This is a genomic window from Xanthomonas sp. WHRI 10204, assembly GCF_040202875.1.
In the GTDB taxonomy this organism is placed as follows: Bacteria; Pseudomonadota; Gammaproteobacteria; order Xanthomonadales; family Xanthomonadaceae; genus Xanthomonas.
In genome coordinates, this window is record NZ_JBEGDW010000003.1 from 624,589 (window position 1) to 649,554 (window position 24,966).

General features: G+C 65.5%; 24 protein-coding genes and 1 pseudogene. 7 read left to right on the forward strand and 18 right to left on the reverse strand.

Annotation, left to right across the window (positions count from 1 at the left end; genetic code table 11):
- Positions 1 to 247: 247 nt before the first annotated feature.
- Positions 248 to 631: a YkgJ family cysteine cluster protein gene (locus ABQZ00_RS19660; protein WP_055853696.1), complete on the forward strand. Its 384-nt coding sequence runs from the start codon at positions 248 to 250 to the stop codon at positions 629 to 631.
- Between the two features lie 57 nt (positions 632 to 688).
- Here ABQZ00_RS19660 and ABQZ00_RS19665 read toward each other — a convergent pair whose 3' ends face one another.
- The 4 genes from ABQZ00_RS19665 to ABQZ00_RS19680 form a co-directional block, all read right to left on the reverse strand.
- Positions 689 to 1,591 carry an alpha/beta fold hydrolase gene (locus tag ABQZ00_RS19665; protein ID WP_115552616.1) on the reverse strand — a complete coding sequence of 301 codons (903 nt, stop codon included), beginning with the start codon at positions 1,589 to 1,591 and terminating at the stop codon, positions 689 to 691.
- Positions 1,592 to 1,736: 145 nt separating this feature from the next.
- A complete protein-coding gene (gene fic, locus ABQZ00_RS19670; RefSeq protein ID WP_115560940.1) occupies positions 1,737 to 2,891 on the reverse strand; it encodes a protein adenylyltransferase Fic in 1,155 nt (384 codons plus the stop codon).
- Between the two features lie 99 nt (positions 2,892 to 2,990).
- Positions 2,991 to 4,007, reverse strand: coding sequence for a 3-oxoacyl-ACP synthase III (locus ABQZ00_RS19675; RefSeq protein ID WP_055853700.1), 1,017 nt, complete (start codon positions 4,005 to 4,007; stop codon positions 2,991 to 2,993).
- A 101-nt stretch (positions 4,008 to 4,108) separates the two neighbouring features.
- On the reverse strand, positions 4,109 to 4,429 hold the full coding sequence (locus ABQZ00_RS19680) for a DUF4156 domain-containing protein (protein ID WP_055853702.1): 321 nt from the start codon (positions 4,427 to 4,429) through the stop codon (positions 4,109 to 4,111).
- 386 nt (positions 4,430 to 4,815) lie between these two features.
- Here ABQZ00_RS19680 and ABQZ00_RS19685 point away from each other — a divergent pair, with 386 nt between their 5' ends.
- Both ABQZ00_RS19685 and ABQZ00_RS19690 read left to right on the forward strand, forming a co-directional pair.
- Positions 4,816 to 5,277, forward strand: a complete 462-nt coding sequence (locus ABQZ00_RS19685; RefSeq protein ID WP_055853704.1) for an XAC0231 family protein — start codon at positions 4,816 to 4,818, stop codon at positions 5,275 to 5,277.
- 26 nt (positions 5,278 to 5,303) lie between these two features.
- The gene (locus ABQZ00_RS19690; protein WP_323538410.1) at positions 5,304 to 5,780 is read left to right on the forward strand and encodes a tRNA (cytidine(34)-2'-O)-methyltransferase; all 477 of its coding nucleotides are present in this window, start codon (positions 5,304 to 5,306) and stop codon (positions 5,778 to 5,780) included.
- A gap of 333 nt (positions 5,781 to 6,113) precedes the next feature.
- Here ABQZ00_RS19690 and ABQZ00_RS19695 read toward each other — a convergent pair whose 3' ends face one another.
- The 6 genes from ABQZ00_RS19695 to poxB all read right to left on the reverse strand — a co-directional run bounded on the left by ABQZ00_RS19695 (position 6,114) and on the right by poxB (position 13,966).
- A complete protein-coding gene (locus ABQZ00_RS19695; protein ID WP_311240629.1) occupies positions 6,114 to 7,340 on the reverse strand; it encodes an MFS transporter in 1,227 nt (408 codons plus the stop codon).
- Positions 7,341 to 7,431: 91 nt separating this feature from the next.
- The gene (locus ABQZ00_RS19700; protein ID WP_323538409.1) at positions 7,432 to 8,055 is read right to left on the reverse strand and encodes a hypothetical protein; all 624 of its coding nucleotides are present in this window, start codon (positions 8,053 to 8,055) and stop codon (positions 7,432 to 7,434) included.
- A gap of 130 nt (positions 8,056 to 8,185) precedes the next feature.
- Entirely contained in the window at positions 8,186 to 8,995 is an 810-nt protein-coding gene (locus ABQZ00_RS19705; RefSeq protein WP_323538408.1) for a hypothetical protein, read from the reverse strand.
- Between the two features lie 449 nt (positions 8,996 to 9,444).
- On the reverse strand, positions 9,445 to 10,785 hold the full coding sequence (locus ABQZ00_RS19710; RefSeq protein ID WP_323538407.1) for a sigma-54-dependent transcriptional regulator: 1,341 nt from the start codon (positions 10,783 to 10,785) through the stop codon (positions 9,445 to 9,447).
- Entirely contained in the window at positions 10,770 to 12,212 is a 1,443-nt protein-coding gene (locus ABQZ00_RS19715; protein WP_323538406.1) for a sensor histidine kinase, read from the reverse strand. The genes ABQZ00_RS19710 and ABQZ00_RS19715 overlap by 16 nt, the downstream gene beginning before the upstream one ends.
- A gap of 44 nt (positions 12,213 to 12,256) precedes the next feature.
- Positions 12,257 to 13,966, reverse strand: a complete 1,710-nt coding sequence (poxB, locus tag ABQZ00_RS19720) for a ubiquinone-dependent pyruvate dehydrogenase (protein ID WP_193552415.1) — start codon at positions 13,964 to 13,966, stop codon at positions 12,257 to 12,259.
- Between the two features lie 362 nt (positions 13,967 to 14,328).
- Between poxB and ABQZ00_RS19725 the strand changes: the two genes are divergently transcribed.
- Positions 14,329 to 14,925, forward strand: coding sequence for an OmpO family porin (locus tag ABQZ00_RS19725; protein ID WP_104611926.1), 597 nt, complete (start codon positions 14,329 to 14,331; stop codon positions 14,923 to 14,925).
- 283 nt (positions 14,926 to 15,208) lie between these two features.
- Here the strand turns inward: ABQZ00_RS19725 and ABQZ00_RS19730 are convergent, their stop codons facing one another.
- The 6 genes from ABQZ00_RS19730 to ABQZ00_RS19755 form a co-directional block, all read right to left on the reverse strand.
- Positions 15,209 to 16,234 carry an NAD(P)H-dependent glycerol-3-phosphate dehydrogenase gene (locus ABQZ00_RS19730; protein WP_115514979.1) on the reverse strand — a complete coding sequence of 342 codons (1,026 nt, stop codon included), beginning with the start codon at positions 16,232 to 16,234 and terminating at the stop codon, positions 15,209 to 15,211.
- A gap of 15 nt (positions 16,235 to 16,249) precedes the next feature.
- A complete protein-coding gene (gene secB, locus ABQZ00_RS19735) occupies positions 16,250 to 16,765 on the reverse strand; it encodes a protein-export chaperone SecB (protein WP_055853720.1) in 516 nt (171 codons plus the stop codon).
- A 109-nt stretch (positions 16,766 to 16,874) separates the two neighbouring features.
- On the reverse strand, positions 16,875 to 17,309 hold the full coding sequence (locus ABQZ00_RS19740) for a rhodanese-like domain-containing protein (RefSeq protein WP_115526724.1): 435 nt from the start codon (positions 17,307 to 17,309) through the stop codon (positions 16,875 to 16,877).
- Between the two features lie 76 nt (positions 17,310 to 17,385).
- On the reverse strand, positions 17,386 to 17,808 hold the full coding sequence (locus ABQZ00_RS19745; protein ID WP_055853724.1) for a hypothetical protein: 423 nt from the start codon (positions 17,806 to 17,808) through the stop codon (positions 17,386 to 17,388).
- 29 nt (positions 17,809 to 17,837) lie between these two features.
- Positions 17,838 to 18,308, reverse strand: a complete 471-nt coding sequence (locus tag ABQZ00_RS19750) for a YiiD C-terminal domain-containing protein (RefSeq protein ID WP_055853726.1) — start codon at positions 18,306 to 18,308, stop codon at positions 17,838 to 17,840.
- A gap of 255 nt (positions 18,309 to 18,563) precedes the next feature.
- A complete protein-coding gene (locus ABQZ00_RS19755; protein WP_311240526.1) occupies positions 18,564 to 19,373 on the reverse strand; it encodes a glycosyltransferase family 25 protein in 810 nt (269 codons plus the stop codon).
- 263 nt (positions 19,374 to 19,636) lie between these two features.
- On the opposite strand from ABQZ00_RS19755, the gene ABQZ00_RS19760 reads away from it, so the two are divergent.
- The 3 genes from ABQZ00_RS19760 to ABQZ00_RS19770 all read left to right on the forward strand — a co-directional run bounded on the left by ABQZ00_RS19760 (position 19,637) and on the right by ABQZ00_RS19770 (position 22,843).
- Positions 19,637 to 20,500 (forward strand): uroporphyrinogen-III synthase, encoded by an 864-nt coding sequence (locus ABQZ00_RS19760; RefSeq protein WP_323538405.1) that lies wholly within the window; start codon positions 19,637 to 19,639, stop codon positions 20,498 to 20,500.
- Between the two features lie 103 nt (positions 20,501 to 20,603).
- On the forward strand, positions 20,604 to 21,581 hold the full coding sequence (locus tag ABQZ00_RS19765; protein WP_323538404.1) for a uroporphyrinogen-III C-methyltransferase: 978 nt from the start codon (positions 20,604 to 20,606) through the stop codon (positions 21,579 to 21,581).
- Positions 21,578 to 22,843 (forward strand): heme biosynthesis protein HemY, encoded by a 1,266-nt coding sequence (locus ABQZ00_RS19770; protein ID WP_055853736.1) that lies wholly within the window; start codon positions 21,578 to 21,580, stop codon positions 22,841 to 22,843. Before ABQZ00_RS19765 ends, ABQZ00_RS19770 begins: the two co-directional genes overlap by 4 nt.
- Positions 22,844 to 22,898: 55 nt before the next feature.
- Here ABQZ00_RS19770 and ABQZ00_RS19775 read toward each other — a convergent pair.
- Positions 22,899 to 23,457 (reverse strand): annotated as a pseudogene (locus ABQZ00_RS19775) (hypothetical protein).
- A gap of 129 nt (positions 23,458 to 23,586) precedes the next feature.
- Positions 23,587 to 24,882, reverse strand: coding sequence for an acetyl-CoA C-acetyltransferase (locus tag ABQZ00_RS19780; protein ID WP_115526719.1), 1,296 nt, complete (start codon positions 24,880 to 24,882; stop codon positions 23,587 to 23,589).
- Between the last annotated feature and the right edge of the window lie 84 nt (positions 24,883 to 24,966).

Sequence of the window (24,966 nt, forward strand, 5' to 3'; positions counted from 1 at the left end):
TTGCAGGGATGGCGCGCCGCACGCCGCGACCGGACTGATCGAACGGGAGCCGACGTACGGATGCGGCGCCTGTTTGGCGCCGTGCGGCCTAACCACCGCGCAATGCATGCATGCTCTTTGCCGGTCCTGATCCGTCCAGGCAGATGAATCGCTGACCTACGCGCCACCACGCCCCTTGTATCGCAGCACGGTTCGGTCAAAATGCCGCGCTCCCCACGCGATTTCGCCGCGCCAGGCCCGGCATTCCATGGCACACCCCTGCCTTACCTGCGGCGCTTGCTGCGCCTATTTCCGCGTCAGTTTCCACTGGAGCGAAGCCGATCCCGCATTGGGCGGCAGGGTGCCGATCGAACTGACCGACTCCTTGCGCACGCATGAGCGCGTGATGCGCGGCACCTCGCAATCGCAACCGCGCTGCATCGCCCTGGATGCGGACATCGGCCGCTACAGCCGCTGCAGCATCCACGACCGCCGCCCGTCCTCCTGCGCCGCCGTACCGGCCTCGCTGGAATTCGGCGAGCGCAGTGCGCAATGCGACAAATCGCGCCTGGCGCATGGGCTGCATGCGCTGACGCAGGACGATTGGATCGGCGTGGACGACGCACAGCGCAATCCGCTGCCAACCTCGTGAAAATGCCTCGCTGCTGACCTGCGCACCTGCGCATGGGTCAGCAGCGGCGTGCATCGCTTACAGCGGATGCGTGTCTAGAAACTTTCGGATCGCCGGCACCAACACGTCATGCTTGTCTTCGAGTACGTAGTGATTGGCATCCTCGAATGCAGTCACGTCCGCATTCGGCAACGCGCGGCGAAAACCGGCCAGAAAGTGCTTGTCGAAGCAGATATCGCGCAGGCCCCAGGCGATAAACGCAGGGCGGTCGGCAAACGACGGCAAGGCCTGTGCGGAACGCTCCAGCAACGACCAGCCCTTGTCGGCCGGCGACAGCGGAATGTCCTGCATGAAACGGATCGTGGAGATACGGTTGCGCCAAGTGTTGTAGGGCGCCACATAGGCGCGCCGCACGGCCGAGGGCATGCGCTTTGATACGCCGAACCATGAAGCGCCGGACGAAAACGCATTGAAGGTGCGGATGAACCACTCGCCCGGCCGCCAATGGCGTCCCATCGCGATCTGCCATGGCATCGGCTTTTCCGGCGGCAGCGGGAATGCGGCGGTATTGGTGATCACCAATCGTTTGACCTGCGCGTGATGCGACAACGCCCAGCCGAACCCGATCATGCCGCCCCAGTCATGCACCGCCAGCGTGACCGGCCCGGTGATGCCCAAATGCCGCAGCAAGGTATCCAGATCGTCCACGCGCGACTGCAAGGTGTAGTCATAGCGCGGCTGCGCATCGGGTGCATCGTCCGGCTTGTCGGACAAACCCATGCCTATATGGTCGGGCACGATGCAGCGGTAGCGATCGGACAGCCCGCTGACCAGATGCCGCCACAGATAGCTCCACGATGGATTGCCGTGCAGCATCACGACCACCTCGCCATCGCGTGGACCCTCGTCCAAATACGACATCGCAACGCCGGGCCGCACATCGAGGCGCTTGGGGGTGAAGGGGTAGCCTGGGTAGTTCATGCCAAAGGGATCCGATTTGTTTCAAGAAGAGCTACATCGCGCTGGCGTTGGCCCGAGCGATGCAGATAAAAATCCTGCAGCGATCGCATGCTGCGCCCTATCAGACGGCAGCACTGGATGCATAAAGTGGCAGCAGTCTTAGAGATCATGGGGTTTCTTGCGGACTTTCTCGGTAAGGCGGCAGTTGATGACCGTCAGCGGAGAGTAGTTGCAGGAAGGCCGGATGCAGGAACAACTTCTCCTTGCCGAGACGCTGCTCCTTGAGCACTCCGATATCCACCAGTTCCTTGAGATGACGCGCTGCGGTCTGGCGCGTCACGCCGAGCGCATCCACCACGTTTTGAATGCGGCAGTACGGCTGGTTGAAAATCACATCGACAAGCTCCCGGCTATACGCTTTGGGTGCAAGGCGGCGAACGTGATCACGCGCCTGCGTCTCCAGGCCGCGGATCGCCTGAATTTTCGCGGTTGTCCAGGCAGCGGTCTCCGCGACCGCAGCGAGCATGTAATGAATCCACTCAGCCCAGTGCCCATGCCGCGTCACGTCCAGCAGCAGGCGGTAGTAATCGCTGCGATGGCGAATGATGTAGCGCGACAGATACAGCACCGGCACATCCAGCAGACCCTGTTCGATCAGCATCAACAGATTCAGCACCCGCCCCGTGCGGCCGTTGCCGTCGGTAAACGGGTGGATCGCTTCGAATTGGTAGTGCGCCACCGCCATCCGGATCAGTGGATCGATGTCGGTGTGCTCATGGATGAAGCGCTCCCAGTTCGCGAGCTTGTCGCGCAGCAGCGTTTCGCCAACCGGCGGGGTGTAGATGATCTGCTGCATCTGGTCGTTGGCCAGCGCAGTGCCCGGCACGCGACGAATCTGCATCTGCACCGCTTTGATGCGGCTACACACCACAACAGCGGTGTCGGTACACAGCGGCCGCTGCTGCAGCGATTGAAATCCCTCGTACAGCGCACTGCGGTAACGCAGCGCTTCTTTGGTCGCGGGATGTTGCGCGCGCTCCTGATCGTCTGCGTAACGAAACAACTCGTCCGTGGTGGTGACGATGTTTTCGATCTCCGAACTGGCCTGCGCCTCCAGGATCGGAATCGTATTGATCAGCACGGCCGGATTGGGCAGCAGCGCGGTGGCCTGCTTCAGCTCGGCCAACGCGGTGCGGGCAACGATGCAGGCCTTGAGCAGGCTGCGGGTTTCGATATCTCCCGCCGGCGGTAGCGGCGGGAGAGCGTTATGGGGCTTGGTCGGATCGAAATTGGTCGGATCGAAAACCGAGGTGTCGTCCATGTCACCTACTCATGTTGCGAGAACGAACATGATGCAGCGACGCGTTCTAAAAATCCATTTTTTTTAACACGTTCTTGTGGCATTCGACCTGACAGCCACTCACCAAACCACTTCCGCCATCGAGCAGTTCAGCCCCGAGCCGATGCCCATCAGTGCGATGCGGTCGCCCTTCTTCAAGCGGCCGAGCTCCTTGAGCTTGCTCAGCACGATCGGCACCGAGGCCGGGCCGATGTTGCCGTGTTCGCCGAAGATGGTCATGACCTTGGCTGGGTCGATGCCGAACGACTTCACGAACGAAGCGGTGTGCGGGCGGCTAACCTGATGGATGACGAACTGGTCCAGTTCGTCCACCGCCCAGCCCATCGCCTGCTTGGCGGCCAGGAAGGTCTTCTGTGCCAGCTTGATGCCTTCGATCAGCAGCAAGCGGGTGTCGGTGACCATGCGGTCCAGGTTGCCGCGGCACAGCTTGTTCCACTCGGTGGCCGAGCGGGTCACGCCACCCTTGTAGCGCGGCGCGTCGGGCACCAGCTCGGTGCGCGCCATCACCATCGCGGCAGCGCCGCAGCCCAGGGTCAGCGCGGCGAGTTCGTTGCGGAACTCCTCCTCGGTGACGTCCGGGGAGGTCATGCGCTCCAGGGTCTTTTCATAGACCAGGTTGGCGGTTTCGCCATCGACGACCAACGCGTAGTCGATCTCGCCGCGTTCGAGCATGCGCGCAGCGATGTCCATGCCGTTGATGAAGGCAAGGCAGGCGTTGGCCACGTCGAAGGTCACGCAATGGTCGCTGACCCCCAGGTTGCCGGACACGATGGACGCCGTGGACGGCTCCAGGTAGTCGCGGCTCACCGAGGTGTTGACCAGCAGGCCGATCTTCTCGATGCCGATGCCGGCATCGATCAGCGCCTTGCGCGCGGCCTGGGTGGCGGCGTCGGATGCCTGGACATCCTGGTCCCACAAGCGCCGTGCATGGATACCGGCAACGTCGCCCAACACGTCGGTCTTGATCCCGAGGCGGTCGTAGGTCGGTTGCAGGCGCTCGTTGATTTCCTTGGAAGTCAGCGTGTGCGGCGCATCAATATGCGCCAGTCCCGCGATGGAGACATTCTGGAAGAGCATCGAAGTAGCGCCATGGCGTCAGGCGAGGGGGCGTCAGTCTAGCCGCTGGCTGGTTTTACCGCATCTTTACATTTGAATCGCCCCCGCCCCAGCCCAACGGTTCAGCGCGGTGGGCAGCGGAAGGCGTTGAAACGCTGGCTTCCGTCGGCCGGCTGGCCCTGCGCCTGGACGGTATTGGCATTGGCGCCCGGGGCCTCGTTGCGCGCCAGGGTCTCCAGTTCTTCCTGCACACGCAGCGGGTTGCGGTTGTAGAAGCCGACCTTGCTCTTGACCGTCACCACCACCTCGCCCTGCTGCTGACAGCCAGCTGGCACAGGGCCTGCGGGCAATACCTGCACGCTCTTGCCGCTTTGTTCGATCGGCACCCAGGTGCACGCCGCGGTGGTGGTGGCAACCAGAACAGACAGCATCAGCACGCGCATAAGTCATCCACACCGAAGGGCAAAGCCGGATTGTGCCGCAGTTGTCCGGCGGTCAAACGCGTGCCCGGCATGCGCCATACGCCTCATTCAGCACACCGGCACCTGCCCATATCCGCCGCATGGAACTGATGGCGTCGCTGTCCACTGCCCGCAAACGCGTCCGGGTGTCCGGACGCGGACACCCGCAAACATCAAATACATCTTTAAAAACAATGTCTTGAAGATGGCACGCGGTTTGCTTTATTCAACCGGCACCGGAAGCACGCAACAGAAAGCTGACTTTTTGCTGAACAAATAAACGGCAGCCTCGAAAGTTCTTGCACATACCGAAACGGTGTACTACCTTACTACCACACCACTGATCACTCACACCAAGAGACCTCGCCATGAAGACCCAGACCCTGCGCATCGCCCTCTCCGCCGCCCTCCTGGCCGGCACCACCTTCGCCGGTTTTGCCCAAGCCGCCAGCCTGACCACGCTGGACACCGTCCAGGTTCGCCCGGCAGCCGACCAGATCGCCCAGCAGACGCTGGAACGCAGCAGCGATATCCGCACCCTGACTGCCGTGCAGGTGCGCCCGTCCGCCGAGCAGCTGGCTGCCTTCGCTGCCGAACAGGCCGGCCCGCGCGTTGTCACCCTTGCCGCGGTGCAGGTCCGTCCGTCGGCCGAACAGCGCGCCGAGCTGGTGGTTCGCAGCAGCGCCGCCACTGCCCAGAGCGCCTCCGGCCAGACCGCCGCCGCGATCGGTGCGTTGATGGGTCAGGTCATGGTCAATCTGCCGGTGCCGCAGCTGCAGCCGTCGCCGGCCGAACTGGAAGCCCTGGTCAGCGCCGCCATCAGCCTTTAAGCACGCGCGCAGCTACACTTGCGCGCATGTCAGCACCCGTCCTCGATGTCATCCTGTTTCAACCGGAAATTCCGCCCAACACGGGCAATGTGATTCGCTTGTGCGCCAATACCGGCGCGCGCCTGCACCTGATCGAGCCGCTCGGCTTCGACCTCAGCGACAAGCAGCTCAAGCGCGCGGGCCTGGACTATCACGAATACGCGACCCTGCAAGTGCACGCCGACCTGCCAACTGCCTTGGCTGCCATCGCGCCCACGCGTGTGTTTGCCCTGAGTACGCGCAGCACGGTGCGTTACGACACACCGCAGTTTGCCGACGGCGATGCGTTTTTGTTCGGCCCGGAAACCCGCGGCCTGCCGGCCGACGTACTGGAGTCGATCCCGCTGCAGCATCGTCTGCGTCTGCCGATGCGGCCGGACAATCGCAGCCTCAATCTGTCCAACACTGTTGCGGTGATGGTGTTCGAAGCCTGGCGGCAGTGGAACTTCGCTGGCGGTCAGTAGCCTCGACGCAGCACCAACAGCAAGCACTGCGCGCCCGCTATCGGCAATCAGCAATCGGCATGGACGACTGCACGCTCGGTTCCTGAGCGAGATGCCCAGGCGTCTACCGATCACTTGCCGCAGGTGTTCGACAGGACTGGTCGACCCCCAGACACCCGGCACTGCCCACGCCTTACAGCGCGATGGTGATTGCCGTGTTGTGTGCATGCGCGCTGCAGGTCTTCAGTCTTTACATCCAGGCTTGCGATCCTCGACAACACCGCGCAATGCACCACGCACCGCTAACGATGGAATCAATACACACGCGCTTTCTTGCACGCACCTGCGCAGCCACTACGACGCGGTCTGCACGCTGGTCGCTGCCTGCAACAGGCTGCGGCATCCAGCCCATAACGCCACTGCCAGCAAGGCGATTGCGCCCAGGCTCAAAAACGCGATGCGGTAGCCAAAGGCGTGCGCGAGCCAGCCGCCAAACGCCGGGCTGAGCGCCGCGCCAATCCCCTGCACCGTCATCACCGCGCCCTGGCCGACGTTGACCCGCCCGGTGCCATGCAGCAAGCGCGCCACCAATGCCGGCACCACCACGCTTTGCAGACCGGCGCCGAGCCCATCGAGGATCTGCACCGGAAATACGCCCCAGCCGTGAATCACCGAGGCCGCCACCAGCGCGCGCAGCGGCAAGGCCATGAAGGCCAGCAGCAGCACCCACCAATGTCCGTGCACGCGGATCCAGCGCATCGCCAGCAACGCAACCACCACCATCGTGGCTTGGGCGACCACAATCGTGGTGGCGGTCAGCGCGCTCGGGTCGCCGGCATGCGCAGCCACGATCGCCATGCCATACAACGGCAGCATCGCCGCGTTGCCCAGATGAAACAGCCCCAGCGTGACCGCCAGCAATGCAAGCGGCCGGCAGGTCAGCAACACCCGCCAGGCGCTCAATGCGTCTGCGCCATCGGCATGCCCCAGGCCGCGTGCAGCGCGATGGTCGATGGCGGTTGCCGGAATCGACAGCACGGCCGTCAGCGCCAACACGCCGAACACCGCTGTGAGCGCGAAGATCGCGCCAAACCCGTAGCGCCATCCCAACCAGCCGGCCAGCACCGCGGCCAGCATGTTGCCGGCGTGATTGGCGACCTGGTTGCGCGCCAGCTGATGATCGAACCCGCGCGCACGCACCAGGCCCAACGTGATGCCGGTCAGCGCCGGGCCGATGCCGGCCGCCGCCAGCGCCGATGCGATCTGCGCAGCGACCACGCCGGAAGCGGTTGGGCGCAGCCAGATCAACGCGGTGGCGAGCAGGATCGCCAGACAGCCGACCACCACCACGGCGCGCTTGCGCCGGGTGGCATCGACCAATGCGCCAGCCGGCGTGGTGGCGAGCATGCCGGCAATGCCGCCCACGCTCATCACCGTGCCGATCGCGCCCACCGACCAGCCCTTGGACTGCAAAAACACGCTCAAAAACGGCCCCAGCCCGTCCTGGACATCGGCCACGCTGAAATGCAGCGCTTCCAGCGCGCGCGTGCCACGCGGTCGGGTCGACGTGCTCATGCGCATCGCCCTGCTGCGTGTTGCCCTGCACGGCCTGCCTGCAGGGCAACGCCGATGACGCCTGTCTCATTGCAGCGCAGCGGGCACATTGCGGCGCCTAGTGCTTGGGCTTGGGCTTGGGCTTGTGCGCGCCCGGGCCATGCGGCGGATGGTCGATCTGCTTCAACGCAGCGGCCTTGCTGCCCAGCGCATGCGCGTGGATCAACACGCCATGCGGCGTGGCCTTGGTGTCGCCTTCGACCACCAACGGCTTGCCGACCACCAGCTGCTTGGCGAAGTCGACGCCGGCATGCGGCGGAAACCGCACCGTCACTTCGTCGTCAAACAGCACGCCATGCACCTGCCCGTGTGGGCCATGCAGCAGCCGCGCGATGGTGCCGGCGTGCTGGGTGAGCTGCGGCTTGGGCGGCTTGCCGGCCGGCGGTTTGGGCTTGGGCTTGGCATGCGGCCCATGCGGGCCCTCGTCGAGGATGCGCTTGCCGCCGTCCGGGTCGATCGCCAGGGCCACCAGCATGTCTACATCGCGTGGCTTGAGGCCGCGCACGGTCAATGCGCTGCCGGGCTTGAGCGCCTTGAGCAAGGCCGCCGACAGGTGCGGCGGCGTGTGTACTTCGGTGCCGTCGGTCAACAGCAGGCCGTCGATATCGGCCTTGGGATTGAGCAGAAAACGCGCCAGGGTGCCGCGGGTTTCAGGCAGGAAATCAGGATCGACCCAATGCATTGTGGACTCCAACTAGGTAGGACCGGCCAACGCCGGCAAGCCGCGCCCGCGCCACGCGGGTGGCATGGCGGAAGCGCGTAAACGAACGTCTGGGTGGGCGCCGCCGTCGCGTTCGCAGCGGCGGCTTGCTTCAGCGTGGTGTCGGTGGGGCCGCTGGCGGCACGGGCGGCCCAGGTGGTGCGGGCGGCGGTGGCGGCGGCAGCGGGCCATCAGGGCGCGGAGGAACGAACAACGCACGCTGCGACGCGCGGTCGCGACCCACTGCGGTGGCTTCGATCGCGCGCCCGGCCGCGGTGGCGACACCGAACCCGCGCACGCTCAGCGGTGCTCCAGTACGCAGCAGGTCGCGCAACTGCAATGCCAGATGCGGCGGCATCCGCACCACGGTGCCGTCGCTCAGCAACGCGCCGTTGGTTTCGCCGCCCGGGCCGTAGACCAGGCGCTCGATGCGTCCGTCCGCTGTTAACGGCGTCAGTGCGGCAGGCGCGGGCGGCGGCGGCATGTCGCCGGCCAACGGCGGGCGGTCCACCACCTCGCGCTTGCTGCGCGTGGAGCGGATGCTGCTGGCACGCAGTACCGGCAAGTCGCCCAGGCGATAGCCCTGCACGCTCACCGCATCGCCGCGGCGCACGGCCGCCTGCAGGTCATCTGACAGATGCGGTGCAAACGCCACCTGGGTGCCGTCGCGCAACCACAGCCCGTCCACGTCGCCGTTGGGATTAAGCATGAAACGCTCGACGGTGCCGCTGACCTGCACCGGCGTAGCAGCCACCGGTGCGGGCGGCGCCGGCGGCATGGGCGGCGGTGGGGGCGGCGGTGGGGGCGGCGTGCCCACCGGCGGACGCGGTGCGACCGGCGCGGCAGGCGGCGGCGGAACCTGCGCCGCCGCGGTAGCCACGCTACAGGCCAATGCAACAGCAAGTGCGGTCTGACGAAGCATGTGATGTCTCCAATGCGGCAGGAATGCCGCTCGCTATGGGTACAACGCAGACATCGTGCCAACTCTGAAAGCCTTGTTTTTCAAGGCGGATGGCCTGGAACAGGGCACCTAAGATGTCTGCACTTCATCCAGCGTTGTCCGTTTTTCAGACACGTGCGCAGCGGTTTCCCGTGTTTGGGCAGCATCGGAGGCCGGCGTTCACGATTGCAGGCTGCGTCTGTGTCTGTGTCTGTAGCTGGCTGCACGGCTGCACGGCTGCACGGCTGCACGGCTGCACGGCTGCACGGCTGCAAATGCTAGCGCTGGCCCATGGCCACCTGTCCATGCCCTGGCGGCGGGATGCCTCTGTTTGCAACGTCCTGCCGGCAATCGGGCCGGGCGGGCGGACCACTCGATCAGCACCGGTTCGTCGCCCGTCCGCACAGCCTTGCAGGCGCCAGCCCGCGCGCCTACTGCAAGCCGTAGTCGTCGAGCTTGCGGTACAGCAGCTGCCGATGAATGCCGAGCCGGCGTGCGGCCTCGGCACGATTGCCGCCGCTGTGCACTAGCGCATCCTGGATCATCTGTTTCTCCAGCCGCGCCACCGCTTCTGGGAGCTGCATTTCCGGAGCCGGCGGCGGCGCCTGCGGCGGCGCGAGGTCGCCGAGCGCCTCGTCCAGATCGTCCGCCTCGATGCTGTGCCCGCGCACCAGCACCTGGCTACGCTGCATGACATTTCGCAGCTCGCGCACATTGCCCGGCCACGGGTAAGCCAGCACGCGAGCCTGCGCGGCCGGCGACAGCGTGCGTGCACTGCCCTGCCCTGTGCGCAGAAAGTAGTCGGCCAGCAGCACGATGTCCTGACCACGCTCGCGCAGCGGCGGCAGCTCGATCGGCACCACGTTCAAGCGGTAGCGCAGGTCGCTGCGGAACTGCCCGGCGGCCACCCACGCGGCCAGATCGCGATGGGTGGCCGCCAGCACGCGCACATCCACCTTCTGGGCACCGCGGCCGCCCAGCGGCGTCACTTCGCCTTCCTGCAGGAAGCGCAGCAGCTTGGCCTGCATCGGCAACGGCATGTCGCCGATTTCATCCATAAACAAGGTGCCGCCATCGGCCTCGCGGATCAGGCCGATGCGGTCGCTGGTCGCACCGGAAAAGGCGCCCTTGCGATGACCGAACAACTCGCTCTCCATCAACTCCAACGGAATGGCCGCGCAATTGACCGCGACAAACGCCGCATTCGCACGCGCACTGGCGCGATGCAGTGCACGTGCGGCCAACTCCTTGCCGGTGCCGGTCTCGCCGGTGATCAGCACCGGCAAGTCCGATGCGGCCGCCAACCCGATGCGCTTGTGCACGGTGCGCATCGCCGGGCTGTGACCGACCAGCGCATCGTCTTCTTCGGGCAGCGGGATCGGCGGCTCGTCGGCTGCAGCATCGGCGCGGCTCAGCAACGCACGTTCCACCACATCGACGATATCGGCACGCCCCACCGGTTTGACCAGATGATCGAACGCACCCAGCGTCATCGCCTCGATGGTGTTGCCGCTGGACACATGGGCGGTGAGCATCACCAGCGGCACCTGGGCCGCCTGCGCATCGCCCGCCCGCGCGCGCAACACTTCGATCCCGTCCATGCCCGGCATACGGAAATCCACAAACGCCAGATCGACACCGCCTTCGCGCAACTGCGCCAGCCCCTGCGCGCCGTCGCTTGCGGCAATCACGCTGTGCCCGAGCGAGCGCAGCGTCGCCTGCAAGGTGGCGAGAAACGCTGCGTCGTCGTCGATGATCAGGATGCGCGCCATGGCAGCTCCACATTGAAATGCGTCATGCCGTCGGCATGGGTGTAGTGCGCCTGGCCGCCGTGCGCGCGCGCGATCTCGCGCACCAGTGCCAGCCCCAGCCCATTGCCGTCGCTGCGGCCGCTGACGAACGGTTCGAACAGCTGCGCCGCAATCGGCTCGGGCACGGGCGCACCGCGATTGCTAACTTGCAAATGCAACATGCCTTCGCGCTGCTCCGCACACATCACAATCTGCGTGCCTGGGTCGGCGTGCTGCAACGCATTGCGCAGCAGATTGTGCAATGCGCGCCCAAGTTGCTGCGGATCCAGTGACCACTGCAGCGGTGCATCCGGCACCTGCAGCTGCAGTTGATGCGCCGCGTGCGGCAACAGTGAGGGATCCAGCAGCTCCTTCAACCAGTCCTGCACCACCACTGTCTCGAGATGAAGGCGGATCGGCTGCACCATGCCGAGCAGGCTTTCGACCACGCCATCCAGACGCCGGATCTGCGCCAGCATCAGCGCACCATGCGCGGCGTCGTCGGGGGTGACATCGCGTCGTGCGATCTCGTTTTCCACCGCAAGCCGCATGGTGGCGATGGGGTTGCGGATTTCATGCGCCACCGTTGCAGTCATGCGCCCGAGCGCGGCAAGCCGCTCGTGCCGCGATAGCTCGTCGGCCAGCTTGCGTGTCTGCGCCAGCGCCTGCGCAGTGCGCTGCGCGTAGCGGGTGACCGCAGCGCCGAGCCGATCGAGTTCGGGCGCACCCGTGTGCGGAATCTGCGGTATCTCGGTATCGGCCGCCAGTGCGTGTTGAATCTTCTGCAGACGCTGACTCCAGCGCCGCACCACCACGCCCAGCGCAATCGCAGACACCGCGACCATCGCAAAGATCAACACCATGCCGACCACCAGCGGCCGCCACGCATCCGAACTGCTCGCCGGTACCCGCGACATGGTCCACGCGGCTGTGCCGGCCGCCAACGGGCAGGCGCTGATCAGCAGCACCTCGCGACTGCCATCGCGGCGGAACTGCACGGGCTTGCGTCCCTGCGCGCTTTGCCGTGCAGTGCCCACGATGGTTGTCCACTCGGCTGCCGGGATATCGGTCTTGTGATCGCTGCCGTCATAGGTGGGGTAGGCATAGGCGATGAAGCCCTTGTCCATATTCCACACGCCGCCTTCCACGCCGGGCGCATCGGCCAGCACCAATTGCACCACCACCGCGGCCAAGCCGGCGCCGTTGTCGCCGCTGCGCGCGGCCTCGCTTGCGCCGGCATAGCGCTGCACGATGCGCATGCACTGCCCGCTCAACTGTTGCCGCGCGTCTTCCAGCCGCACACCTTCGGTCTGGCGATACAGGCCATACAACATCGTGGCCACGCCCAGGCAGGCGGCCACGATCACCATCCAGATCAGCAACAATTGCCGCAGTAGCGAACGTGGCATGCAAGCGATCCGGGCAAGGTCGGCCGATGATAGAACTGGCCGCGTTAGCGCAGGTTGGTCTTGACCAGCTCGATCACCTCATCGCCCCGCCCGCTCATCACCGCCTTGAGCAGGTACAGGCCCATGCCCTTGGCCTGTTCGAGCTTGATCGCCGGCGGTACCGCCAGTTCCTGCGTGGCGATGCGCACATCCACCAGCGCCGGACCGGAATGCGCAAAGGCCTGCCGCAACGCACGCTCCAGCTGCGACGATTCGTCCACGCGGATGCCCAGGATGCCCATCGCATTGCTCATCGCGGCAAAATCCGGGTTGCGCAGCTCGGTACCGGTATCCAGATAACCGGCAGCCTTCATTTCCATCGCCACAAAGCCCAGCGAGGCATTGTTGAACACCACGATCTTCACTGGCAGGTTCAACTGCGCCAACGAGATGAAATCGCCCATCAACATCGCAAAGCCGCCATCGCCGGATAGCGCAATCACCTGCCGCCCGGGGAACGCCGCCTGCGCACCCAGTGCCTGCGGCATCGCATTGGCCATCGAGCCATGGTTGAACGACCCCAGCAAACGGCGCTTGCCGTTCATGCGCAGATAACGCGCCGCCCACACCGTGGGCGTGCCGACATCGCAAGTGAACACCGCATCCTGATCGGCAATCTGGCTGATCAGCCGGGTTACGAACTGCGGATGCAACGGCTCACCAGGATCGGCCGGCACTGCCAGGTCATCAAGCCCTTCGCGCGCCTTGCGATAGTGCTCCAGCGATTTTTCTAGGAAGCGGCGGTCTTCGCGACGCTGCAACTGCGGCAGCAAGGCCGCGATGGTTTCGCCCACATCCGCCGCAATGCCCAGCTGCAGCGGCGTGCGCCGTCCCAATGCACCCGGGTCGCGGTCCACCTGCACGATGGTGGCGTCCTTCGGATAGAACTGCCGATACGGGAAATCCGTACCCAACATGATCAAGGTGTCGCAGTTGAGCATTGCGTGATAACCGGAACTGAAGCCGATCAAACCGGTCATACCGACATCGAACGGGTTCTCCCATTCCACATATTCCTTGCCGCGTAGCGCGTGCACGATCGGCGCGCCCAGCCTCTCTGCCAGCGCCACCACCGCATCGTGTGCGCCTGCGCACCCGCTGCCGCACAACAAGGTGACCGCCTTGCTCTGCTGCAATAGCTCGGCCAACTGCTGCACATCGTCGGCCGCAGGCAGTACGCGCGGCGCGCGCAGGGCAGGCCATGCGCTCGAAAGATGCTTGTCCACCTCCAGCAACGCGATATCGCCGGGAATCACCACCACCGCCACGCCTTGCTGCAGGATGGCCGTGCGCATCGCACGATGCAGCACTTCCGGCAGCTGCGCCGGATTGGTCACCAGCTCCACAAAGTGGCTGCACTCGCGGAACAGCTCCTGCGGGTGGGTTTCCTGGAAATAACTCAGGCCGATCTCGGACGATGGAATATGCGCGGCAATCGCCAGCACCGGTTGCCGGCTGCGATGGCAGTCGAACAAGCCGTTGATCAAGTGCAGATTGCCCGGCCCGCAACTCCCGGCGCACACCGCCAGCGTGCCGGTCACCGCGGCCTCGGCGCCTGCGGCAAACGCGGCGACTTCTTCGTGGCGCACATGCATCCACTCGATGGTCTGCATCTCGCGCAATGCATCGGTCAAGCCATTGAGGCTGTCGCCGGTCACGCCCCAGATCCGCTCCACACCCGCGCTCTGCAGCGTCTCGGCCAGAAACCGCGCCACCGTCTTCTTCTTCGCCACGATGAAGCTCCGCTACTAGTCAACAGGCCTGCAATGCTCCCAGCGGCGATGTCAGTGCAATGTGCTCGTGCATGAAAAGTACTGAAAAACCAGATGATTTAAATGTTTGTGCACACACGTCTCACATTGCAGGTGCGCAGTGAATGCCGCGTCACGCTTTACACGTGCGCTACGCGCATCCGTTGAGGACCACAAGAAAGCGCAGCTGAATCTGGCGCGATGATTCATTCACTGCTCAGTCCAAAATTCATGTCGCGTTCCATCGAATAACGGAGAATTTACATCTCGGCAGCGAACGGCATTCGCCTCAGCGCCGGCCCAAACCATAAGTACAGGTATTGATCATGAAGACTTCACTGCTGGCCCTCGGCCTCCTCGCAGCCCTGCCGTTTGCGGCCTCCGCTGCTGAAAACCTCTCCTACAATTTCGTCGAAGGCGACTACGTGCGCACTCCGACCGAAGGTCGCGATGCAGATGGTTGGGGCCTGAAGGCTTCTTACGCCGTTGCTCCGAATTTCCACGTGTTCGGCGATTACAGCAAGCAGAACGCTGACGACAACGACAGCGTGTTCGAAAGCTCCAACTCCGACTTCCAGCAGTGGGGCGTCGGTGTCGGCTACAACCATGAGATCGCCACCAGCACCGATTTCGTTGCCCGCGTTGCTTACCGCAAGCTGGACCTGGACAGCCCGAACATCAGCTTCGACGGCTACAGCGTAGAAGCCGGTCTGCGTAACGCGTTCGGCGAGCACTTCGAAGTCTATGCCCTGGCTGGCTACGAAGACTTCTCCAAGAAGCGCGGCATCGACATCGGCGACAACTTCTACGGCCGCCTTGGCGCCCAGGTGAAGTTGAACCAGAACTGGGGCATCAACGGCGACATCCGTATGGATGGCGACGGCAACAAGGAATGGTCGGTCGGCCCGCGCTTCAGCTGGTAAGCCGCTCGTTTGACTGCAACGCGACTCTCTCTCCCGCGTTGCATTGGAAGCCCGGTCCCCCGACCGGGCTTCTTTCTTTTGCGCGATTGGTCGATGGCGACGCAGCGTCGCGTGGTTGTTTCGCACACGTGCGCACGCAGCGCTTCTGGACGAAGCACCGGAGTCACCTCGCACTTGAGTTGCCGCGAAGCGGTGATGCGTCGGATATGCACCAACAAAAAGCCCGGCAGTGCCGGGCTTTTTGTTGTCTTCGTTGCATCACGCGATACGCATTGCTGCCCGATCAGGTGAACAAGGCCTGCGGATACTCGGGCTTGCGCTCGCGCGCCAGCAGTTCCTTCAACGCCGCTTCCGGTGTGATTTCGCCATGCAGCACTGCGCGTACGGCATTGGAGATCGGCAACTCGATACCGTGCTGTTCGGCCTGGCGCATGACTTCGTCGGCAGTCTGCACCGACTCGACCACCTGGCCGATCTCGCGGATCGCATCGTTCAAGCTTTGCCCGCGCCCCAGCGCCAACCCCAGCCGGCGGTTGCGCGACAGATCGCCGGTGCAGGTGAGCACCAGATCGCCCAACCCGGCCAACCCCATCAACGTTTCCGGGCGCGCACCGATCACTGCAGCCAGGCGCAACATCTCGTTCAAGCCGCGCGTGATCAGACCCGCACGCGCGTTGAGGCCAAGCTGCATGCCGTCTGCCACACCTGTGGCCACGGCCAGCACGTTTTTCATTGCGCCACCCAGCTCGGCGCCCACCATGTCATCGCCGGTGTAGGCGCGGAAGGTGGGGCCGTGCATCGCATCGGCCACGACTTGGGCAAACGCCGCATCGTCGCCGTGCACGGTGACGGCAGTAGGCAAGCCGAGCGTGACTTCCTTGGCGAAGGACGGCCCGGTCACCACGGCCAGCGCAACGCTGGGACCGAGCAGATCGCGCGCCACTTCATGCAGAAAGCGCCCGGAACCGGGTTCAAAGCCCTTGGTCGCCCATGCCACGCCGGCGTTGGCCGGACGCAACGGAGCGATCAAGCGAATCGTTTCGGTGAATGCATGCGAGGGCACCACGACCAGAATCCAGCTTGCATCGGCCATGGCGGCCTGCAGGTCGGTGGTGGCACGCAACGTCTCCGGCAACGGAATGCCCGGCAGATAACGCACGTTCTCGTGGGTGCGGTCGATGGCATCCACCATCGCCGCATCGCGTCCCCAGAGCACGGTCGAGTGACCGTGTCTGGCGAGAAGCGCGGCCAGGGCCGTGCCCCAGGAACCGGCGCCGAGAACGGCGATCTTGTGGGTCGAATCGCTCATCGGCGCAGACAGTGCTTAGGCGTTGCCAGCCGGCTCGGAATCGGCCAGCGAGGTGCCTTCGCCCTGCGACCGCTGACGCAGGGTTTCTGCATACAGGGCTTCGAAGTTGATCGGCTGCAGGTAGAACGGCGGGAAGCCGCCGGCCTGGATCAGATCGCTGACCAGGGTGCGCACGTACGGGAACAGGATGTTCGGGCACTGCGTGCCCAGCAGCACGTCGATCGCCTGCGGCTCCAGGCCGACCAGGCCAAACACGCCGGCCTGCTGTACTTCGGCCACGTAGGCGGTCTTGCCGCCGGCGGTGCAGGTCAGGGTCACGGCCAGCACGACTTCGAAGGCGTTGTCGTTGAGGCGCTGGACCTTCTGATTGAGGTTCAGCTGCAGCTCGGGCTGGTTGGCGTCATTGAAGACGGCCGGCGCGTTCGGCGATTCGAAAGAAACGTCCTTGACGTAAATCTTTTCGATGGTGAAAGCGGGGCCAGCAGCGGCGTCGGCCGGCGCAGCGGCGCCGTTGAGGATTTCGTCGGACATTCCTAACTCCAAAAGCGGTTCGGTGGATGCAGCGTTGAGTGATGCAGACGTGAAAACGCGAGTATCTCACGCAAGCAATGGGGGCTTGCGAGCTGCCGCACAAGGCGGATCAGCGGCCCTTGATCAGTGGTAATTCGGCCATTTGCCAGGCAGCGACGCCACCTTCGAGCCAGTACACCTTCTCGAAGCCGGCTTTCTTCAGCGTCTTGGCCGCACCTGCAGAGGTGTTGCCGCTACGGCAGACCACCACCACCGGCGATGCCTTGGCGTTGGCAAGCAGCTTGCTGGCCGGGTCGAACTTGGCCAGGGCCACGTTACGGCTGCCGGCGATATGGCCCTTTTCGAAATCGGCGGTGGGCGACAGGTCGATCACCAGCGCATCTTCGCTGTTGATCAAACGGGTCAGCTCGGCCGGCTTGAGTGCGCGATACCCGCGGAACAGGCGCGCAACCTCGGTGACGATCAGGGCGATGGTCAGGCCCACCAGGGCCAGCGACAACATGGGGTTGCGGCCGACAAAGGCCTGCAGCTCTTCGAAATTCACGGGGTCAGGGTCAGTCGAGCGGGCGGGAATTGTCGCACAGCTGGCGCGCGCGACGGCCAGCGAGGCAGCAGCCGGGCTACTGACCCTTCCACAGATCGGGCAGGCCGCTGGCCAGCCACCAGCGCTTTTGTTCGGGATTCCAGTGCCAGATCTCAATGCTGCGCACCAGCCGTTCGGCCTGGGTATTGCGGTTGATCACGCGCAGCTCGACCTCACGGCGCAGGTCGCCATTGGGCTCTTCGCCCACGCGCAACTCGCGGTAGCCGGAAATCTGCACCTGCTCATAGCGTGAGCGTTCCAGGTCGCTGAGCGGATGGGCCTGGGCGTAGGTCGGTTCGACAAACCCCTGCGCGGCATCGAAATCGCTCCAGCGCACCGCCGCCGTATAGGCAGCCTGGGTGGTTTCCAGCGCGCGCCCCTGGGCGCGACTGCCGGCAGTGGCCACCCCGCTCAGCATCGCCAGCCCCAGCAGGACGACTGCTCCCATCAGTGCACGCATACGTATTCCCCCTTGATCCAGCCCGCATCCTACCGTTTTGGAAACGCCACGAAGCGCCCGCTCAACGTGGCCGCCGCTGCGCCCGACCCCAGCGCGATCTGCGCGCGCATGCCGATGCGCGCCTTGCCGCGCTGACGGAAGGTCGCCAGAAAGGCGTCCCAGCCGCCCAATTCGGCGGGCTCGGCATCGGCCACCAGGTCTTCGTACACCGGCGCGACATAGCGCAGCTGGCTGTCGGCGACATACACGTCGGCTTCGTGGCCGGCCAATTGCAGTTGCAGCGTCAGCCACCCCCAGCTGGCCAGCGTCATCAACGAGGCCAGGCTGCCGCCGAACGCATTGGCCTTGTCGTTGACGTTGGCCTGCAACGGCGCGCGCAGGCGCAGCGCCCCATCGTGCAAGCCATCCACGGCAATGCCCATCGACAACACCGGCGGCATGGCGATGAACTGCTGCTGCAGCGACTGCAGGGCGGAGACGAGCGTGCACGAAGGAGTCATTGGAAAGGCTGGCAGACGGCGAAGGGCGGCATCATGCCGCAATGTCCGGCGAGCGTCTTGTGCATGTGGATGACATGCGGTACCGCATGGTGAACGCGTGCAGCATCGGGCTGTTGCACGCCTTAGGTTTTGCTTCAACGACCCGGTAAGCACGTCGGCATCAGGCGCTGTGGACTGTGCATGCAATTGCGGCGTGCGCGCGCACAAGTGCGAGACTTGCGATCAGCCCATGGCGCCACGGTGTCGATCGCCGTTTTACGGCGCGAACACGACCTTGCGATAGCCCTGCGCCACGCGCAGCAGCGTCGTCGCCTTGGCCTTCCAGTGCGCGCTGCGTTGCTTTTGCGCGCGCGTCAGCGGCGCATCGATGGTGCTGGTGAACACGATCTGCTCCGGTGCTGCGTGGAAGAACTTGTCCTGGATACAGGCGGCCGGCGACAGCTGATAGGTGGACAGCTGCTGCGCCACCGGCGATTCGTTCCAACCGAACAAAAAGATATCGGCCATGGTGTGCCAGCGTGCGTCGGCGGCCAGCAGCAGTCGCGCCGCCTCGCGGCTGATGATCAGCGCACCGGCGCACACCGGCCAGCAATGCTGGTAGGTCGATGGGCGCACCAGCCGCAACTGGCGCCCGGCAATGTCGGCGACCTTGGCATCGAGCTTGATCCGGTTGTAGGACGGCTCCAGGCGCACGATGCTGCTGCCCGACGGGAGCCAGTCGGTGCTACGCAACAGCGCTGGCAGCGCATCGGACAAGTGCATGTCGTCTTCGAAGATGGCGGTGTACGCAGCGTCGGACTCGGCGGCGATACGCCAGGCCGCCTGATGGCTCAGGAAGCAGCCGATGTTGGACGCGGTCCATTTGCGCGGGCCGGTGCTGAACGCATCGCCGGAGTTTTCCAGCGGGCGCTCACGCACGAAGTCGGCGATCTGCTCCGGCGTGAGGGTGGCGCCGTCGATGGCGGGGAGGCGCTCGAACGGGATCCCCAACGCCTGAAACCGCGCCGCCATGGCCTGCAGGCGATCGCCGCTGCGCTGCATGTTGATGAGGTATGACTTGATCACGGTGCCACTCCAGCTCGATTGTCGTGGCGGATCGTGAGCGGAGGCGCTGATTGGCTCACCCCCGAGTACGAGGTTGTGGCCGCACAAACGCAGGTATCCCGCCGAGCGGGCACGCGTGGCCAGGCAAGGCGCGAGGAGGAGGAACGACGAAAACGACCGCTCACGACCACCACACGGGTGCGGCTGGTGCCCGGAATCGGCACGCCCCAATCGTCCGATAAGGTTTCTGTGCACTGCCCATCCCCCTGGCAGCGGCTCGCGCCGTGTTCGCTGGCCGCTCTGCATCGTCGTGCGCGCCAACGCAGCACGCGCACCACCCCGAGACGGCATGGCTCTCGCATAATCGCCAGATGACCCGCCCTCCCCCGCTCGCCGATCCCTGGACCCTGCTCTCGCTGCGTCCCAGCGGGGAGCACGCGCCATTGCGGCGGGCGGTGGCACGGCATGGCGGGCGGCTGCTTGCCCTGTCGCCGTGGCGCCTGCAGACCAACGACACCGCGCAGGCGCGCGCCGCCTTGCAGCGCGCGCTGGAGGCGCCCATCGCGGTGTTCACCAGCCCGGCAGCCGTGCGCGCCGCGCATCAGCTGCGGCCCTTGCAGCGGCCGGTGCAGGCGCAGTGGGTCAGCGTGGGCGAAGGCACCGCGCGTGCGCTGCACGCCTGTGGCATCGACGCGGTTGTGCGCCCCGCACGCATGGACAGCGAAGGCCTGCTCGCCTTGCCGCTGTTCGCAGCGCCGTTGCAGAGCGTCGGCCTGATCACCGCGCCGGGTGGACGCGGCATGTTGGCGCCTGCGCTGGAACACCGCGGTGCGCGCATCCTGCGTGCGGATGTGTATCAACGCGTGCCGCTGCGCTTGCGCCCGTCGGCACTGCACGCCTTGACCGACGCACTGCCGCGCAGCGTATTGGCCATGAGCAGTGCCGAGGCGCTGACGCTCGTGCTGCAGCAGTTGCCCGCCGCGCTGAGCGAGGCGGTGCGGCAACGCCCGCTGGTCGCCTCCAGCGAGCGTCTGTGCGACGCCGCGCAAGCGTCGGGCTTCTGCCACGTCGTCCGCGCGGCAGGTCCATTGCCGGAGCAACTGGTCGCTGCCGCTGCAGCGATCGTGACACCATCGCGACCTTGCTGAACTGCGAACTCAAGCACAGCTTGCGGCGCTCTGCCGGCGCACGCCATGCTGTGCCAGATGACTGCGGCGCCTGCGCCGGTCGTGACCGCCCGAGGATGTCCGAATGACCGAAATGCCCGCCACCACGCGACGGTTTCCCTGGGCCTGGCTGCTGCTTGTGCTGGCCATTGCCGCCGTGGGCGTGGCGCTGTTTCTCGGCTGGCGTGCGTGGCAGAGCTATCACGACGCGCAATTGCAGGCAGCGCAGGCGCAGCAGCAACGCTGGGACGGCACCCAGCAATTGCTGGAAACACTGCGCCGCGATCAACGCCTGGCCAATGAGCGCCTGCAGGATGCGGCCGCCACCAATCGTGTGCTGCGCGATGAAATGCTGGGCCTGAGCCAGCGCAGCGCCCTGCTCGAAGACACCGTGCAAAAGCTTGCCGACCCGAACCGGCATGGCGCACAGGCGCTGCGGCTGGATGAAGTGGAACTGTTGCTGCGGCTCGGACAGCAGCGGCTGAGCATTGCCGGCGACGCCGATGGCGCCCGTCGCGCCTACGCGCTGGCCAACGGCGCACTCAACGGGATCGACGATCCGGGCTATCTCAATCTGCGCCAGGCACTGGTGCAGGAGCGCGATGCGCTGGACCGCCTCGGCGCCGGCCCGCAGGCCCAGGCGGCGCAGGCGCTCGATCAGTTGGCCATCGATCTGCAGCGCCTGCCGGAACACTCCGCACAAACCACCGAAGCGGCGCGGCCGTGGTGGCAAAAAGTGCTCGCACCGCTGGTGGATATTCGCCCCAGCCGTGGCGACGCCTTGCTGACCGCCGGCGACCGCAACGCCGCCAGCGATGCCTTGCAGATCGAAATCAGCCTCGCCCGCGCCGCTGCAGAACGTGGCGATCCGCAAGGGTTTGCACAATCGCTACGCCGCGTGGAGACCTGGACCACCCGGTTGTGGCCAGACTCGCCGCAACGCCGTCAGATGCGTGCGCACCTGCGCACGCTGCAACAAGCGCCACTGCGTCCGCGACTGCCGGAACTGGGCACCACCCTGCTGCAACTGCAGGCCATGCGTGAAGGGAGATCCACCCAATGAAAGTGTTGCGTACCGTCTTGATCCTGTTGGTTGCCGTGGCACTGGGCGTGCTCGGTGCGCAGTGGTTGTCGCATCAGAACAGCTACGACCTGGGTAACGTGGTGGTGAGCGTGGGTGGCAACGACTACCGCGCCGCAATGCCGCAGGCGGTGCTGATCCTGATCATCGCGCTGCTGGTGATCTGGTTGCTGTGGACGCTCATCAGCCTGCCGTTCCGCGTGTGGGGCAAGTACCGCCGCAAGAAGGGCCGCGCGCGCCTGATCGAAGGCCTGCGCGCCGCCGACCACGGCCAGTGGCAACGCGCCGAGCGCCTGCTGGTCACTGCCAGCGAAGACGACGAGGTCAGCGGCATTGCGCTCGCCAGCGCGGTGCGCGTGGCCGATGCACGCGGCGACGAGGCATCGGCCACTGCGCTCGCCCAGCAGTTGGCCGAGCGCGATCCCACCGCGTACGCGCTGTTGCAGGGTGAGCGACATCTGGCGCGGCAACGGCCGGTCGAGGCGATCAATGCGCTCGATGCTGCCAATGCCCAACCGCTGCCGGCACGCGGCCTGTTGCTGCGCACGCATGCGCTGACCCAGATCGGCCGTGCCGATGAAGCCTACGGCCAGCTCGGTGCCTTGCGTCAGCAAGCGGTGCTGGCACCGGAGGCTTACAGCGCGCTGGAGGCCACACTGGCCGAACAGACCCTGTTGCAGGCCGGCGATGCCAATGCGCTGGCCGAGCGCTGGGAGGCGCTGCCCAAGCCGCTGCGCACCTACCCGGCCGTGGTCGGTGCATACGCGCAACGTGCCGCGGTACTGCATTGGGACGATGCCGCCGTGCACAGCCTGGAACAGGCGCTGGATACGCAATGGGACGAATCGCTGGTGCGCCTGTACGGCGTGTTGCCGCTGGAAAAATACGATTCGCGTCGGGCCAGTGCGCAGCGCTGGCTGACCCAGTATCCGGACAGCCCGGGCCTGCTGTTGACGCTGGCGCGGCTGGCACGCCATCAGCAGCAGTGGTCGCAGGCCGAAGAGTTCCTGCACCGCGCGCTTGCCAATGGCGCCGGCAGCGAGGCCTGGGAAGAGTTGGGCCATGGATTTGCTGCCGCCGGCGACCTGCTCTCTGCGCAGCATTGCTACGCCAATGCATTGCGCGCCGCACGCGGCGAGCCGGTGCATGAAGGCATGCCGCAACAGTCGCTGCGCGGGCCGATCGTGTCGGCAAGTCCGGCGCCTGCGGCCGACCCACTCGCACCGGACGATCGCATTCTGTAATCGCTGCGGTTGTTCGACCTTGCAGCGGCGCACACCACAGGTGCGCCGCGTTGCATCAACGCTGGCGCGATGCCTGTGGCGGTGGCGGCAAATCGCTCAGAAATGCATCGCAGGCACCCAGATACCGTGCCTGCGCATGGTCGACCTGCGTCGGCGACAACACGCGCGAGCCCAGGCGGCCGATCAACAGCATCGCCGCCATCACGCCGGCACCGATCACCCAGCGGAACTGGCTATCGAGCGACAGCCCGCACACCAGCAACGTCAACACCGATGCCATCGCCACCGCGACGAAACGGGCGCGGCGGCGCTCGTGTTGCGCGCACAGGGTGAGCACATGCGCGCTGCGTTTGCGTAGCGCAATGGCCAGGATCACGTACGGCAACACGCCCAGCAGCAGCGCGGCGTAGATCACCGGGTGGTGCCAATGAAAGATGTAGCGACGTGGCGGCATGTCGGCATGTCGGCATGTCGGCAGGCGCATTGCACTTGACGCACCGTGGCGGCAGATTGGCGCCCGCCGTACACACCAGCACATCGCCCTCGCGCCACACATCGCCGTTCACCGGCGGCAGAGACAGACTGGGCGGCTCGCGCAACGCGTCATTCGACATCCATGCGTCCTTGCTGGTTGAGGATCTGGGATTGGGGATTGGGGATTAGAGATTCGCAAAAACAGGATTCCGCTCCTGATGTTGCCAATCCCTAATCGCGAATGCCAAATCCCACGCTGCGCAGCAGCGTCAACGCTCGACGATCGCCACCACGCCCATGCCGCCGGCGGTGCAGATCGAAATCAGCGCGCGGCCGCCGCCGCGTTCTTCCAGTTGCTTGGCGGCGGTGGCCACCACGCGCGCGCCGGTGGCGGCGAACGGGTGGCCGGTGGCCAGCGACGAACCCAGCGGGTTGATCTTGTCCGGGTCGATGCGGCCCAGCGGTGCGTCCAGCCCCAGACGCGTGCGGCAGTAATCCTCGCTCTCCCACGCGCGCAGCGTGCACAGCACCTGCGCGGCAAAGGCTTCGTGGATTTCGTAGATGTCGAAGTCCTGCAGGGTCAGACCCTGACGCGCCAGCATCTGCGGTACCGCGATGGTCGGCGCCATCAGCAGGCCTTCGCCATGCACGAAATCCACTGCCGCCACCTGCGCATCGCGCAGATACGCCATCGGCGTGTGGCCGTGCGCCAGCGCCCAGGCCTCGCTGGACAGCAGCACTGCGGCGGCGCCATCGGTCAGCGGAGTGGAATTGGCGGCAGTCAAGGTGCCACGGCCGGAGGTCTTGTCGAACGCCGGGCGCAAGGTCGCCAGCTTTTCCAGCGAGGTGTCGGCGCGCAGGATGTTGTCGCGCGAGACCCCACGGAACGGGGCGATCAGCGAATCGAAGAAGCCGCGCTCATACGCAGCCGCCAGCTTGTGGTGCGAGGCCACTGCCCATTCGTCCTGCGAATCGCGCGAGATGTTCCACTCCTTGGCCATGTCCTCGCAGTGGGCGCCCATGCTCTTGCCGGTGCGCGGCTCGGCCACGCCGGGGAAGTCCGGCTTGAGTTCGCTCAACTTGAAGCCGCGCAGCAACGCCTTGAGTTTGTCGCCGGTGGCCTTGGCGCGGTTGGCGGCCATCAGGCGCGCGCGCAACTTCTTGCCATAGACGATCGGCACTTCGGAGGTGGTGTCCGAGCCGCCACCGATGCCCGAATCGATCTGCCCCAACGCGATCTTGTTGGCGATGGTGATCACCGAATCCAGGCTGGTGCCGCAGGCGCGCTGCAAGGTGATGCCCGGCGTCAGCGGCGACAGACCCGACGACAGCGCAGCCTCGCGGGCCAGGTTCCAGTCCGAGGAGTGCTTGATCACCGCCCCCATCGCCACTTCGCCCAATTGCTGGCCATGCAGGCCGAAGCGCTCGACCAGCGCGCCCAGCGTGCGCACCGACATGCCCAGGTTGCCCACGTCCGCATAAGCGGTGTTCTGACGACAGAACGGGATACGAACGCCGCCCAGAATGGCGACGGGACGGGCTGCGGGCATCGGTTGACCTGGCATGGAGGACTCGGGGACATGGCCTGCACAGGGCCGGCAGGCATAATGGCCGCAGTGTAGCTTCGACCCCGTGATGGGCCAACCGCG

What these genes read in the sequence shown, in the direction of transcription:
- ABQZ00_RS19695 (WP_311240629.1), bottom strand. Translation starts at nt 7,340, where the DNA reads ATGCGCATGAGCACGTCGACCCGACCGCGTGGCACGCGCGCGCTGGAA.
- ABQZ00_RS19660 (WP_055853696.1), top strand. Translation starts at nt 248, where the DNA reads ATGGCACACCCCTGCCTTACCTGCGGCGCTTGCTGCGCCTATTTCCGC.
- secB (WP_055853720.1), bottom strand. Translation starts at nt 16,765, where the DNA reads ATGTCCGACGAAATCCTCAACGGCGCCGCTGCGCCGGCCGACGCCGCT.
- ABQZ00_RS19665 (WP_115552616.1), bottom strand. Translation starts at nt 1,591, where the DNA reads ATGAACTACCCAGGCTACCCCTTCACCCCCAAGCGCCTCGATGTGCGG.
- ABQZ00_RS19725 (WP_104611926.1), top strand. Translation starts at nt 14,329, where the DNA reads ATGAAGACTTCACTGCTGGCCCTCGGCCTCCTCGCAGCCCTGCCGTTT.
- ABQZ00_RS19680 (WP_055853702.1), bottom strand. Translation starts at nt 4,429, where the DNA reads ATGCGCGTGCTGATGCTGTCTGTTCTGGTTGCCACCACCACCGCGGCG.
- ABQZ00_RS19730 (WP_115514979.1), bottom strand. Translation starts at nt 16,234, where the DNA reads ATGAGCGATTCGACCCACAAGATCGCCGTTCTCGGCGCCGGTTCCTGG.
- ABQZ00_RS19675 (WP_055853700.1), bottom strand. Translation starts at nt 4,007, where the DNA reads ATGCTCTTCCAGAATGTCTCCATCGCGGGACTGGCGCATATTGATGCG.
- ABQZ00_RS19710 (WP_323538407.1), bottom strand. Translation starts at nt 10,785, where the DNA reads ATGGCGCGCATCCTGATCATCGACGACGACGCAGCGTTTCTCGCCACC.
- ABQZ00_RS19765 (WP_323538404.1), top strand. Translation starts at nt 20,604, where the DNA reads ATGACCGAAATGCCCGCCACCACGCGACGGTTTCCCTGGGCCTGGCTG.
- ABQZ00_RS19750 (WP_055853726.1), bottom strand. Translation starts at nt 18,308, where the DNA reads ATGACTCCTTCGTGCACGCTCGTCTCCGCCCTGCAGTCGCTGCAGCAG.
- ABQZ00_RS19705 (WP_323538408.1), bottom strand. Translation starts at nt 8,995, where the DNA reads ATGCTTCGTCAGACCGCACTTGCTGTTGCATTGGCCTGTAGCGTGGCT.
- ABQZ00_RS19690 (WP_323538410.1), top strand. Translation starts at nt 5,304, where the DNA reads ATGTCAGCACCCGTCCTCGATGTCATCCTGTTTCAACCGGAAATTCCG.
- fic (WP_115560940.1), bottom strand. Translation starts at nt 2,891, where the DNA reads ATGGACGACACCTCGGTTTTCGATCCGACCAATTTCGATCCGACCAAG.
- ABQZ00_RS19745 (WP_055853724.1), bottom strand. Translation starts at nt 17,808, where the DNA reads ATGCGTGCACTGATGGGAGCAGTCGTCCTGCTGGGGCTGGCGATGCTG.
- ABQZ00_RS19685 (WP_055853704.1), top strand. Translation starts at nt 4,816, where the DNA reads ATGAAGACCCAGACCCTGCGCATCGCCCTCTCCGCCGCCCTCCTGGCC.
- ABQZ00_RS19715 (WP_323538406.1), bottom strand. Translation starts at nt 12,212, where the DNA reads ATGCCACGTTCGCTACTGCGGCAATTGTTGCTGATCTGGATGGTGATC.
- ABQZ00_RS19700 (WP_323538409.1), bottom strand. Translation starts at nt 8,055, where the DNA reads ATGCATTGGGTCGATCCTGATTTCCTGCCTGAAACCCGCGGCACCCTG.
- ABQZ00_RS19770 (WP_055853736.1), top strand. Translation starts at nt 21,578, where the DNA reads ATGAAAGTGTTGCGTACCGTCTTGATCCTGTTGGTTGCCGTGGCACTG.
- ABQZ00_RS19780 (WP_115526719.1), bottom strand. Translation starts at nt 24,882, where the DNA reads ATGCCAGGTCAACCGATGCCCGCAGCCCGTCCCGTCGCCATTCTGGGC.